10 protein-coding genes are annotated in these 13,069 nt (G+C 73.1%); 7 read left to right on the top strand and 3 right to left on the bottom strand.

The genetic code is table 11. The features are described from left to right. Positions 1–90 precede the first annotated feature (90 nt). Both ACZ7GX_RS35210 and ACZ7GX_RS35205 read left to right on the top strand, forming a co-directional pair. On the top strand, positions 91–3,261 hold the full coding sequence (locus ACZ7GX_RS35210; protein ID WP_498783263.1) for a S41 family peptidase: 3,171 nt from the start codon (positions 91–93) through the stop codon (positions 3,259–3,261). An 818-nt stretch (positions 3,262–4,079) separates the two neighbouring features. Then, positions 4,080–4,931 (top strand): lytic transglycosylase domain-containing protein, encoded by an 852-nt coding sequence (locus ACZ7GX_RS35205; protein ID WP_498783262.1) that lies wholly within the window; start codon positions 4,080–4,082, stop codon positions 4,929–4,931. Positions 4,932–4,976: 45 nt separating this feature from the next. Here the strand turns inward: ACZ7GX_RS35205 and ACZ7GX_RS35200 are convergent, their stop codons facing one another. The 3 genes from ACZ7GX_RS35200 to ACZ7GX_RS35190 form a co-directional block, all read right to left on the bottom strand. After that, positions 4,977–5,312 (bottom strand): DUF6968 family protein, encoded by a 336-nt coding sequence (locus tag ACZ7GX_RS35200; protein ID WP_498783260.1) that lies wholly within the window; start codon positions 5,310–5,312, stop codon positions 4,977–4,979. Further along, on the bottom strand, positions 5,309–5,686 hold the full coding sequence (locus tag ACZ7GX_RS35195; RefSeq protein ID WP_498783258.1) for a tetratricopeptide repeat protein: 378 nt from the start codon (positions 5,684–5,686) through the stop codon (positions 5,309–5,311). The genes ACZ7GX_RS35200 and ACZ7GX_RS35195 overlap by 4 nt, the downstream gene beginning before the upstream one ends. A gap of 68 nt (positions 5,687–5,754) precedes the next feature. Continuing rightward, positions 5,755–6,468, bottom strand: a complete 714-nt coding sequence (locus ACZ7GX_RS35190; RefSeq protein ID WP_498783256.1) for an alpha/beta fold hydrolase — start codon at positions 6,466–6,468, stop codon at positions 5,755–5,757. A gap of 242 nt (positions 6,469–6,710) precedes the next feature. Between ACZ7GX_RS35190 and eno the strand changes: the two genes are divergently transcribed. The 5 genes from eno (at position 6,711) to ACZ7GX_RS35165 (ending at position 12,829) form a co-directional block, all read left to right on the top strand. After that, positions 6,711–7,997 carry a phosphopyruvate hydratase gene (eno, locus tag ACZ7GX_RS35185; RefSeq protein WP_123744164.1) on the top strand — a complete coding sequence of 429 codons (1,287 nt, stop codon included), beginning with the start codon at positions 6,711–6,713 and terminating at the stop codon, positions 7,995–7,997. Continuing rightward, positions 7,997–8,599, top strand: coding sequence for an FtsB family cell division protein (locus ACZ7GX_RS35180; RefSeq protein ID WP_498783253.1), 603 nt, complete (start codon positions 7,997–7,999; stop codon positions 8,597–8,599). Before eno ends, ACZ7GX_RS35180 begins: the two co-directional genes overlap by 1 nt. Beyond that, positions 8,596–9,087 (top strand): DUF501 domain-containing protein, encoded by a 492-nt coding sequence (locus ACZ7GX_RS35175; RefSeq protein ID WP_498783339.1) that lies wholly within the window; start codon positions 8,596–8,598, stop codon positions 9,085–9,087. The genes ACZ7GX_RS35180 and ACZ7GX_RS35175 overlap by 4 nt, the downstream gene beginning before the upstream one ends. A 166-nt stretch (positions 9,088–9,253) precedes the next feature. Continuing rightward, on the top strand, positions 9,254–10,591 hold the full coding sequence (locus ACZ7GX_RS35170; RefSeq protein ID WP_498783251.1) for a lytic transglycosylase domain-containing protein: 1,338 nt from the start codon (positions 9,254–9,256) through the stop codon (positions 10,589–10,591). Between the two features lie 510 nt (positions 10,592–11,101). Beyond that, complete coding sequence (locus ACZ7GX_RS35165) at positions 11,102–12,829, top strand: cellulose-binding domain-containing protein (RefSeq protein WP_498783249.1); 1,728 nt, start codon at positions 11,102–11,104, stop codon at positions 12,827–12,829. Positions 12,830–13,069 lie beyond the last annotated feature (240 nt).

Raw genomic sequence — 13,069 nt, 5'->3', positions numbered from 1 at the left:
TGGCCCGCGCGCCGGTCGTTGATCTCGATGCCGCAGCGACCTGGCCGGGGCGGGTCGGGTGGGGATCACCGGAGCGCTAACGTCGAAGAGGTGACCGAGGCCTACCTCCGCTTCCCGCACCTGCACGGCAACCTCGTGACCTTCGTGGCCGAGGACGACGTGTGGCTGGCCCCCCTCGACGGCGGCCGGGCCTGGCGGGTGACCGCCGACCAGGTGCCCGTCTCCTTCCCGCGCTTCGACCCGACCGGAACCCGGTTGGCCTGGACCAGCCGCCGCGACGGCGCGCCCGAGGTCCACCTGGCCCCGGTGGACGGCGGCGAGGCCACCCGGCTCACCTACTGGGGCGACTACTCCACCGGCGTGCGCGGCTGGACGTCCGACGGCGAGGTCGTCGCCGTCACGTCCACCGGCCAGGCGACCACGAACCGGCAGTGGGCGCACGCCGTCCCCACCGACGGCGGCCCGCCCCGGCGGCTGCCCTTCGGCTGGGTGGACGACGTCGCGTTCGGCCCGTCCGGCCAGGTGGTCGTCACCTCCGTGTACGGCCGCGACCCGGCCTGGTGGAAGCGCTACCGGGGCGGCGCGGCGGGCAAGCTGTGGGTCGACGTGGACGGTGACGGCGAGTTCGCGCGCATCCTGCCCGAGCTGACCTCGTCGTTGACCTCGCCGATGTGGATCGGCGACCGGATCGCGTTCCTGTCCGACCACGACGGCGTCGGCAGCCTGTACTCCGTGCTGCCCGACGGCTCCGACCTGCGGCGGCACACCGAGCAGGAGTTCTACGCCCGGGTCGCGTCCAGCGACGGCGAGCGGATCGTCTGGCAGCACGCGGGCGAGTTGTGGGTCCTGGACGGTCTGGAGGCCGAGCCGCGGCGGTTGGAGGTCGCGCTCGGCGGACCGCGCACGGCGCGCAGGCCGCGGCCGGTGCCGTCGCGGCCCGACGACTTCCACCCCGACAAGACCGGCCGCGGCAGCGTGGTCGAGGTGCGCGGCACCGTGCACTGGGTGACCCACCGGGACGGCCCGGTGCGCGCGTTGGCCGAGCAGCCCGGCGTCCGGGCCAGGCTGCCGCGCGTGGTCGGCGACAACGTGGTGTGGGTGACCGACGCGGACGGCGAGGAGGCCCTGGAGTTCTCGCCGGTCGGCGGCGTGGAGCCCGGCAACGAGCCCCGCCGGGTCGCGGTCGGCAAGCTCGGGCGGGTGCTGGAGCTGGCCGTCTCGCCGGACGGGCGCAGGCTCGCCGTGGCCACGCACGACGGGCGGCTGCTGCTGGTCGACGTGGAGTCCGGCGAGGTGCGCGAGGTGCTGAAGGGCGCGAACCCGCACGTCAGCGACCTGGCGTTCTCCCCGGACTCGAACTGGCTCGCGTGGTCGCACCCCGGGCCGCGCCCGTTGCAGCACATCCGGATGACCAACACCACCGACCTGTCCGTGGTGGACGTGACGCCGCTGCGGTTCTCCGACTTCTCGCCGACGTTCACCGAGGACGGCCGCTACCTGGCGTTCCTGTCGGTGCGCAGCTTCGACCCGGTCTACGACGCGCACGTGTTCGACCTGTCGTTCCCGACCGGCTGCCGGCCCTACCTGCTGCCGCTGGCCGCGACCACGCCGTCGCCGTTCGACCCGCTGCGCCTCGGCCGGCCCGTGGGCGACGACTCGTCGGAGAAGGACAAGGACAAGGACGACGAGAACCCGATCACGGTCGTCGACCTGGACGGGCTGGCCGACCGGGTGGTGACGGTGCCGGTCGCCGCCGCCCGCTACTCCGGCCTGACCGCCGCCAAGGGCGGGCTGCTGTGGCTGCGGTCGCCGTTGCGCGGTGTGCTCGGCGACAACCTCGCCTCCCCGACGGCCCGGCCGCCGAGGTCCGTGCTGGAGCGGTTCGACCTGGCCAAGTCGCGCACCGACGTGCTGGTGGACGGCGTCGACGCGTTCGACGTGACCGGCGACGGGCAGCGGATGGTCGTGCAGGACGGCGGCGACCTGCGGGTCGTGCCGACCGACCGGAAGGTCGACTCCGACGACCACGACTCGGTGGACGTCGACCTGTCGCGGGTGCGGGTGGTGGTGGACCGGGCGGCCGAGTGGCGGCAGGCGTACGCCGAGGCCGGGCGGCTGATGCGGGACCACTTCTGGCGCACCGACATGGGCGGCGTCGACTGGGCGGGCGTGCTGGAGCGCTACCGGCCGCTGGTGGACCGGCTGGGCAGCTACAACGACCTGGTCGACCTGCTGTGGGAGGTGCAGGGCGAGCTGGGCACGTCGCACGCCTACGTCATCCCGGCGCACGGGTCGCGCGGGCGTGCCGTGGGGCTGCTCGGCGCCGACCTGGAGCGGGACGAGGCGGGCGCGTGGCGGATCGCGCGGGTGATCCCGGGCGAGACGTCGGACCCGGCGGCGCGGTCGCCGCTGGCGGCTCCCGGGGTCGCGGTGCGGGCCGGTGACGCGATCGTGGCGGTCGACGGGCGGCAGGTGGACCCGTTGACCGGGCCCGCGCCGCTGCTCGTCGGCACGGCGGGCAAGCCGGTGGAGCTGACCGTGCGGCCCGGCGGCGGTGGCGAGCCGCGCCGGGTCGTGGTCGTGCCGCTGGAGGACGACGAGCCGTTGCGCTACCACGCGTGGGTGGCCGACCGGCGGGCGCGCGTGCACTCGCTGACCGACGGGCGGGTCGGGTACCTGCACGTGCCGGACATGATGGGCGCGGGCTGGGCGCAGCTGCACCGCGACCTGCGGGTGGAGCTGGGGCGCGAGGCCGTGGTGCTGGACGTGCGGGAGAACGGCGGCGGGCACACGTCCGAGCTGGTGGTGGAGAAGCTGGGCAGGCGGATCATCGGCTGGTCGGTGGCGCGCGGGTACACCACGGCGGACAGCTACCCCGGCGACGCGCCGCGCGGGCCGGTGATCGCGATCGCGGACGAGTTCGCCGGGTCCGACGGCGACATCGTGAACGTGGCGATCAAGGAGATGGGCATCGGGCCGGTCGTCGGCACCCGCACGTGGGGCGGGGTGATCGGCATCGACATGCAGTACCACCTGGTCGACGGGACGTTGGTGACGCAGCCCCGGTACGCGACGTGGTTCGCCGGGCCGGGGTGGGGCGTGGAGAACCACGGCGTCGACCCGGACGTCGAGGTGGTGGTCACGCCGCAGGACCGGGTGGCCGGGCGCGACCCGCAGCTGGACACGGCGGTGCGGCTGGCTCTGGAGGCGTTGGAGGCGCGGCCGGCGGCCGTTCCGCCGCAGCTACCGCCCCTCGCCTGATCGAGTTCACCCGGGCGTGTGACGGCGTGGTGGTTGCGGCCGGTGGTCCGAAACCGACCAATGGGTACCACGCAAGATCGGGTTCGGGGGGCGGGGTAACGGGTGAGTCATCGTGAGTCGCCGCGCAGTGGGCGCGGGTGCATGGCGGCGGTCGTGGTGCTGCCGCTGGCGGCGGTGGGCGGGGTGGCGGCGCTGGTGCTGACGTTCGGTCAGCCGGCGCCGCCACCGTCGGGCCAGGCGCCACCGTCCGGCCGCCAGACCCTGGTCAGCGCCCGCACCCAGGTCCCGCCCGTCCCGCTGACGCACCGGACCGGAGCCGCCACGACCACCCCGCCGCCCCCGTCCGTGCCGGCCCCGTCACCGAGCCCCGCCCCGTCCACGGACCGCCGGGCCCTGCACCACCCGCCGCTCCCACCGCCCACCTCGACGCACGCCGTCACCGCCCGCGCCCGAACCGGCGCCGAACCCCTCCCACACCCCACTCCGACACCATCCACCTCCCCATCACCTTCGGCCACCGCCAGCACCCCGACCCCCACCTCTCCCACGTCCACCTCACCTTCACCTTCACCCGACCCCACCACCTCACCCTCACCAGCCCCGACAACCCCCACCGACCCGACCGCCACCTCGCGCCTGTCCTACGTCCTGACCGCGCGCGTCCTACGCCCAGGACCCCCGCGTTGAACGCCCGGAACACGGTGAACCGGCCCCCTCGGCTGGAATCCCGGCGGTCTCCGGGCGTCTGATCGGGGGTTTCGGGCGGCGACGGCGCCGAGCACGCCCGGGCACCCGGGTTCAGCACGTAGCCTGGGGCGGTGGTCGTTCCGCCGCCGTCCAAGACCGAGTCGCGCCCGCCGTCGCGCGGCCGCGCCGGCGACCTCGCCGGACGCCTGGCGCTGGTGTTGTTGCTGCTGGCGTTCGTGGCCGGGGGCGCCTGGGCCCTGAGCACGCTCAACCGGTCCGGGCCCAGGCCCGCCGCCGACCCGCCGTTCCCGGTGCCGTTCCTCGAGGTCCAACCGGGCGCCGCCGCGCCGGGCTCCGCGGGTGACGTGCCCGCCGGCGAACCACAGGCCTCCTCGGCCGCCGCGGGCGACGCCGAGCCCCTGACCGCGTGGGCGACGGCGTTGTCGGAGAAGACCGACATCCCCGTCCGGGCCCTGCGCGCGTACGCCGTCGCCGACCTGGTGATGCGGTCGCAGAACCCCGCGTGCCGGGTGTCGTGGGCGACGCTGGCGGGCATCGGCCGCATCGAGTCGCACCACGGCACGATCGGCGGCCTGCGCCTGGGCGAGGACGGCCGGCCGTCACGCCCGATCATCGGCATCCCGCTGGACGGCTCACCGGGCGTGAAGGCGATCGCCGACAGCGACGGCGGCGCGCTCGACGGCGACACCCGCTGGGACCGCGCGGTCGGCCCGATGCAGTTCATCCCCACCACGTGGGCCCGCTACGCGGTGCGCGCGAACGGCGACGGGCAGAACCCGGACCCGCAGAACATCGACGACGCCGCCCTGGCCGCCGCCCGCTACCTGTGCTCGGGCGGACGTGACCTGGGCACGGGCGCCGGCTGGTGGGCGGCCGTGCTGGCCTACAACAACTCGACCGAGTACGGCCAGAACGTCTACAGCGGAGCCGACGCCTACGCCCGCGCCAGCATCGGCGGCTGACCCGTCAGGCGGGCACGGTCAGGCTGAGCCGTCGGGCCGGCACCGTCAGGCGGGCACGTGCGGGTCGACGGTCAGGCCCAGCTCAGGCTGCCCGAGCCAGTCGAGCTCGACCGACGCCTGCGCCGCGCGTGCGGCCAGGTCCAGGCGCACGCGGTACACGCTGAGCAGCAGGGCTTGCAGGGAGTCGACGCCGAACGCGGCGCCGACGGCCTCGTCGCCGAGACCGAGGACCTGGTGGGGGCAGCACCAGTCGCCGTTCGCGCTCAGCGGGTCCGGGTGGGGCGTCCCGATCCTGATCACGACCGCTGTGCGGGCGCCGTCGCCGGCCACGCACTCCAGCCGGCGTTCGGCCACCACCGGACCGAGCTCGTAGGCCGTCATCGGTCCCGTTCCACCGCGAGCCGGGCGCTGACCTCGCCCAACGCCTCCTGGTACTCCGGTGACGGGTTCATCGCCGCCGCCATCCGCAGCTGCGTGAGCGCCTCGGGCAGCCGGCTCTGCCGCTGCAACGTCCGACCGAGCGCGAACCGCGCGTAGTGATCACTGGGGTCGAGGTCGAGCACCTTCCGGAACGCCGCCTCGGCACGCTTGAGCTGGGCCGATCCCAGGTAGGCCCGACCCGCGAGCAGCTGCACGCCCACCTGGTCCGGCGCCGCTTCGAGCACGACTCGCAGCTCGCGCAGCGCCTCCAGCGGTCGGCGGTCCGCGAGCAGCGCCTCGGCTCGGCGGAACGCCTCGAAGGTGCTGTCCGTCATGGTTCGATCAACGCTACCCGGCCATCCGGCCGGCACACGACAGCCGACCGGATGACGGGATCGGTGTGTCACGCCACGAGAGCGCCGTGCAGCCGGTCGAGCACCGGCTTGATCGACAGCGGCTGCTCCACGTGGGCGTTGTGACCCACCCCGGGCAGCACCACCCCGTCCGCCCGCGCCGCGAGCAGGTGCTCCGGCGGGCACATCCCGTCGGACTCGCCCGCCGCCAGCACGACGGGCGCCTTCGCCACCGCCAGCAGCCCCGCCACATCCGGCGCGCCGACCCCGAACGCCGCCGGGTCCAGCGCCGCCCGCCAGCCGCCGTCCACCTCGACCACGCCGTCCTCCAACGGCACGCCGGCCAGCTTCGACGCCCACGCCGACGCCTCCTCGCGGGTCGGGAACACCCGCGCGGGCTTCGCGGCCAGCGAGGCGGCCCGCGCCAGCTCCTCCGCCGTCCACCGCAGCTTGATCCCGAGCCCGCCGACCGCCCGCACGTCCACCCCGAACCACCCGCTGGCCAGCGTCAACGCGACCACGCCGCCCAACGAGTGCCCGAGCACGGCCACCGGCCCGGAACCGACCGCCCCGGCCACGGACGCCGCCAACGACCCGAACGAGTACCGCGCCGCCGGCGCCGACCGGCCGTGGCCGGGCAGGTCGACCGCCAACCACGCCCCGGGCCAGGCCGCCGCGGCGCCGCGCCACACCGACCCGGTCCCGCCGAGCCCGTGCAGCAGCACCAGCAGCGGCCCGTCCCCACCCCGCGCCACGTGAACCACGCGTGCACCGTCCTAACGTCACCGAGCCGGATCCCGCACCATTGTCGGTCCCGGCGCGCCCCGAGCGGTGGCGGACGCGCTCGGCCGCCGCGTCCCCGTCCCGCCCGGCGGTACGCCCCGCCGCCCGTCGCCCGGGCGAACGGCGGGCGAACGCCGCTCGAACAGGCGAGCCGGGGCCGTCCCACACCTTGCACCAACTAGGCTCGGCATCGATACACAGATGGTCTGACGAGGGAGCGCACGTGGCGGTCATCGAGCAGGTCGGCGCCCGCGAGATCCTGGACTCGCGAGGAAACCCGACCGTCGAGGTAGAGGTGGCGTTGGACGACGGCACGCTGGAGCGCGCCGCGGTTCCGTCCGGCGCGTCGACCGGCGAGCACGAGGCGGTCGAGCTGAGGGACGGCGACGCCAAGCGCTACCTGGGCAAGGGCGTCGAGCGCGCGGTCACGGCGGTGCTCGACGAGATCGGTCCCGAGCTGGTCGGCATCGAGGCCGTCGAGCAGCGGGTGGTGGACCAGAAGCTGGTCGACCTGGACGGCACGCCGGACAAGTCCCGCCTGGGCGCGAACGCGATCCTCGGCGTCTCGCTCGCGGTGGCGAAGGCGGCGGCGGCGTCCAGCGGCCTGGAGCTGTTCCGGTACATCGGCGGCCCGAACGCGCACGTGCTGCCGGTGCCGATGCTGAACATCCTCAACGGTGGCGCGCACGCCGACACCGACGTGGACATCCAGGAGTTCATGATCGCGCCGATCGGCGCGGAGACCTTCCGCGAGGCCCTGCGCTGGGGCGCGGAGACCTACCACGCGCTGAAGTCGGTGCTGAAGTCCAAGGGCCTGGGCACGGGCCTGGGCGACGAGGGCGGCTTCGCGCCGTCCCTGTCGAGCAACCGCGACGCGCTGGACCTGATCCTGGTCGCGATCGAGAAGGCGGGCTTCACGCCGGGCCGCGACATCGCGCTGGCCCTGGACGTGGCCGCCACGGAGTTCTACGCCGACGGCGCCTACACGTTCGAGAAGACCAAGCGCAGCGCCGAGCAGATGACCGGCTACTACACCGAGCTGGTCGACGCCTACCCGATGGTGTCCATCGAGGACCCGCTGTCGGAGGACGACTGGGACGGCTGGGTGCAGATGACCGCCGAGCTGGGCGAGCGCGTGCAGATCGTCGGCGACGACCTGTTCGTGACCAACCCGGAGCGGCTGGAGGAGGGCATCTCCCGCCGCGCGGCCAACGCGCTGCTGGTGAAGGTCAACCAGATCGGCACGCTGTCCGAGACGCTGGACGCGGTCGCGCTGGCCACGTCCTACGGCTACAAGTCGATGATGTCGCACCGGTCCGGCGAGACCGAGGACACCACGATCGCCGACCTGGCCGTGGCCGTCGGCGCGGGCCAGATCAAGACCGGCGCGCCCGCCCGCGGCGAGCGCACCGCGAAGTACAACCAGCTCCTGCGCATCGAGGAGGCCCTGGGCGACGCCGCGCGCTACGCCGGCGACCTGGCCTTCCCGCGGTACACGCCGGAGAGCTGATGGCACGGCGGGAACGGGAACCCCGGCGCGGTCGCGAGGCCGCGTCGGGGTCCCGCCCTGCGCGGGCCCGTCGCGGCCAGGCACGCAAGGGCGAGCCGGGCAAGGGCGAGCCGCGCAAGCCGGAACCGCGCAAGGGCCGGGCCGACGGGGCGCCGCGCACCACCCGGCCCGCGGCGCGCAAGCCGCAGTCCAGGGCGCGGACCAGGGCGGGCGCGGGCACGGGCGGCGCGTTCGGCATGACCGGCACGCGGCGGGCCGCGTTGCTGGCGATGGTGGTGTGCGCGTTGGCGTTGAGCATCGCCGTGCCGCTGCGGACGTACCTGGCGCAGCGCGAGGAGCTGCGCGAGGTCACCGCCTCGCAGGAGACGCTGCGGGCCGAGGTGGGGCAGCTGGAGCAGCGCAAGCGGGAACTGGCCGACCCGGCGCACGTGGAGGCCGAGGCGCGGCGCAGGCTGCACTACGTGCGGCCCGGCGAGACGCCCTACATCGTGCAGCTCCCCGGTGACGCGGAGCGTGAACTGGACCAACAGCGACCGGAGACCAAACCGGCCGAGGACAAGGCGTGGTACGAGCAGTTGTGGGATTCGGCGGCGGCACGATGACGGTGAGCGACGAGGACCGGGCGGCGGTCGAGGCGCAGCTGGGCCGCGCGCCGCGGGGGATGCGCGAGGTGGCCGCGCGCTGCCCCAGCGGGCACCCGGCGGTCGTGCAGACCAGTCCCCGGCTGGAGGACGGCACGCCGTTCCCGACCCTGTACTACCTGACCTGCTCCCGGTTGAACTCCTACGTCAGCAGGCTCGAGGGCGCCGGGCTGATGAAGGAGATGACCGACCGGTTGGCCACGGACGAGCAGCTGGCCGAGCGGTACCTCCGGGCGCACGAGCTGTACCTGGCCGAGCGGGACGCGATCGAGCCGCTCGGCACGACCGTCACCGCCGGTGGCATGCCGACCCGGGTCAAGTGCCTGCACGTGCACGTGGCGCACTCGCTGGCCGCCGGCCGTGGCCTGAACCCGTTCGGCGACGAGGCGCTCGACCTGCTCGCGCAGTGGTGGCCGAGCGGTGATTGCGCGTCAAAGGTGAAAAACTGACCGTAGGGGCAGTTCTTCGGGCACAAAGCTCAGCCGTGCCCGTGACACCGCCGTTCGGATCAGGCAGGCTGGTCTGCAGGCCGGGTGACGAGTCGATGGGGAGTTCGTGGCTGTGCCGAAGTCGAAGCGTCGGGGGCGGAAGCGGACCAAGGTCCATCCGGGCACGATGACGCCTCGGCAATGGGGCTTCGCGGCGACCGCGACCGCCGCGCTGCTCGTGCCGGCGCTGCTGCACACGGCCACGCCGATGGACTGGTTCGCCTCCGCCGACCGCGCCGACGTCGAGGCCGTGCCGCCCGGTCCGGGCGACGTGCTGGGCACGCTCGCGCTGGACGCCCAGGGCAAGCTCGGCGCCACCGGCCGGCTGCCCGAGACCGACGAGCTGAGCGCGGCCCTGCTGGCCGACGCCGACGACCCGTCGGAGTTCGAGGACGACCTGCCCCCGCTGGAGGGCGGGTTCCTGCGCGAGGGCCAGCACGGCATCCCCGGCGTCATGCTCGACGCCTACATGCGCGCGGCCGACCGGCTGGGTCGGACCACGCCGGGCTGCAAGCTGGACTGGCCGCTGCTGGCGAGCATCGGCCGCATCGAGTCCGGGCACGCCCGCGGCGGCCGGGTCACCGAGAGCGGCACCACGGTCGAGCGGATCGTGGGCCCCGTGCTCGACGGCTCGCCCGGCGTGGCCGCGATCCGCGACACCGACGGCGGCCGGTTCGACGGCGACCGCACCTGGGACCGGGCCGTCGGCCCGATGCAGTTCATCCCGTCCACGTGGGCCGGTTACGCGGCCGACGGCAACGAGGACGGCGACCGGAACCCGAACAACATCTACGACGCCACCATCGGCGCGGGCAACTACCTGTGCGCCAACAACGCCGACGTGAGCGATCCGGTGCAGCGCGCGCGTGCGGTGTTCCGCTACAACCAGTCCAACGAGTACGTCGCCACGGTGCTGTACTGGGCGGAGGTGTACGCCAGCGGCGTGCCCGTGCTGCCCGACATCATCGGCTCGGACGACGACTTCGGGCCCGACCCGGGCAACGGCAACACCCCGTCGGACAACAACAACAACGCCTCGCCGCCCGGCAACACGACGCCGCCGTCCTCCGGCACGTCGAACCCGACGACGACGTCGACCACGACCACGACGCGGCCCGGTGTGACGATCACGTTCACCCCGACCGTGCCGACGAGTCCGACCACGACGACGCCGACGTGCCCCACGCAGCCGACGGAGACGACGACCACCACGCCGACGACGACGCCCACCACGACGCCGTCGATCCCGCCCGGCTGCCCCACGCCGACCACGACGACGACCACCACCACGACGACGACCGAGGCGCCCGCGACCACGCCCGCCGAGACGACCTCGGCCGGCACGTCGCCCGACGGCACGTCCGGTGGCACGACGGGCGGCACGTCCAGCGGCACGTCCGGGAGCACGTCCTCAACCGGTTCAGGCCCGACCTACCCGACGTCGTCGTCCATGCGGGCCACCTGAGTCGCCTGAGAGCCACTTTTCCCGCACCGGGTGATCCCACAGAGCGCTTAACGGATTAAGACCGGCGCTTTCGCAACGTTTCGACAAGCGTTGACAACGCCGTGGAGTCGGTCGAACACTACCCGCATCGGCAGATCCCGATCCGCCGGTCCGGTCACCCGCCGTGCTTCGGTGATCCGGTCGTCGGGCCGCACGACGACCGACCGAACCCGCCGCGGCGCAACGACCCCGGTGTGCGGCGGCCGCCATCCCGCCACCGGTCGAAGCAGGCTCGCCGAGTGCTGTCCCGCTGCCCTCAACGAGGAGGACGCATGCCCGTGGACCACGCCGCCGGTCGTCCGATCAGCCGCGAGGGGTTCCGCCGCGGCGCTCGCGCTTCTTCCCGGCGTTGACGGCAACCCGAATCCACCCTCACCCCGCGATGCCCTGAGCCGCCGCACGGATACCGGCTACACCTTGATGGAGGGCAGAAAGACCATGCGCAGATACAGGTTCAGATTCTTATCGGCAGTGGCGGTCGCCGCGGTCGGCGTGGGGAGCACGGTGTTCGTGGCGCAGGCCGCCGCCACGGGCTGCGGCGTCACCTACTCCGTCCCGTCGCAGTGGAACAACGGCTTCACCGCGAACGTGAACGTGACGAACCTGGGCGATCCGATCAGCTCCTGGACGCTGACCTGGAGCTTCGCCTCCGGCCAGCAGGTCACCCAGGCGTGGAACGCCACCGCGACCCAGAGCGGCGCCCAGGTGACCGCGCGCAGCGTCAGCCACAACGCCAACCTGGCGACCGGCGCCACCGCGACGTTCGGCTTCAACGGCTCGTGGACCGGCAGCAACCCGGCGCCGACCTCGTTCGCCCTCAACGGCACCGCGTGCACCGGCGCGCCGGTGACCACCACGACGTCCTCGCCGACCAGCGGGCCGACGTCGACCACGTCGTCCACCACATCGCCCACGTCGACCACGTCCGTGCCGCCGACCGACAACCCCGCGTGGGGCAAGTCGGTGCCGCCGGCGGACGCGCAGAGGAGCATGGCGTACGACATCGTCGCGTCGGAGAGCGGCAGCGGCTACGCGCCGAAGGCAGGCGAGTGCTCGCGCGAGATCCACGCCCGGTACTGGACGTACGGCCCGGACGGCAAGGTCTACCCGACGTGGCACCCGCCGCGTGACGCGAGCGGTTGCGCGTTCGGCCACGAGCACGGCGACGACCCGCGCACGTCGGACCTGTTCGCCGACGCGAAGTGGCCGTACTTCGGCTACACCAGTGAAGTGATGATGTCGAGCAACCCCGGTGGCGCGCACCGGCACGAGGACCACGTCGGCCACAAGGTCCTCGCGGTCGACAACTCGAACGTCATCCAGGGCGACAACGGGACGAGCTTCTTCCCGCCGCAGGGCACCACCATCGCCACCTGCGACATCCTGCTGAAGTTCCACCAGGGCACGCACTCGCCGGACGCCTTCACCAACAACGTGCACGAGCTGATCTACAACAACAAGTGCACGCACCGGGACAACAACCAGGTCACCGAGGCCAAGTTCACCGCGTTGATCCCGAACGGCCGTCCGGGCGGGTTCGGCGCGACCGACTGCCCCGGCCCGTTCAACAACAAGTTCACCAACGTGGGCCCGGCCATCCCGGCGGACTCGCCGTCCGACACGCGCTCGCTCGGCCGGCTCATCACCGACGCCTCGTGCGTCCAGGCCATCCGCGAGGGCAAGACGCACTTCGAGGTCATCACCGGCACCGAGGTGCCGTTCGACACCAACGACCTGCACGAGTTCTGGTTCTCCGACGTCACGATCAGCACTTCGCAGCTGTCGTTCGCCATCCAGCCCTTGTTCTACGTGCTGAACCCGGCGCGCTACTACGACGCGTCGAAGCCGAACAAGCTGGCCCGCCAGGTCGACCTCTGCTACGAGGGCATCCGGGGCGACTACTGCAACACGGTCCGGCGGATCACCGAGCAGACCGGCCAACGGGTGGCGTGGGACGACCCGCGCTCGCCTTTCAAGGGCACGCTGCGGGAGTTCCGGGCGGGTGGCTTCAAGCTGCGCAACTCCGGGCCGACCACGGTCTACACGGACGTGTACGGCCGCAACGCCTCCACCACGCCGTTCAACGGCTCGATCAAGCAGTACTTCTCCGGTAACCACGCCGAGCAGAACATGTTCGTGCGTGGGGCGACGCGGGACTACGCGGCCAACTCCGCAGACCAGATCCACGCGCCCAACTGACAGGCGATGGGCTGACAGGCGATGGGCTGACAGGCGATCAGGCTGACGTACGGGCGGGCGCTCGCAATCTCGCAATCACTCGGCGAGCGCCCGTTCGTTCGTTCGTGCGTTCCGATGGCTGTGTCCAGGCCAAAGAGGAAAGATCAAAGCCTTAAAAGCATGTCCTCGCCGGACGGGCAGATCAGCAGGATGACGGCCCGTTCGGTGGTTCTGCGCCGGGTCCGTTGTGGGTCCGGGTTT

The organism is Actinosynnema sp. NPDC037264, assembly GCF_055603705.1.
The sequence above is the reverse complement of the archived record's forward strand: the minus strand, read 5'-3'. Positions and strand labels throughout refer to the sequence as shown.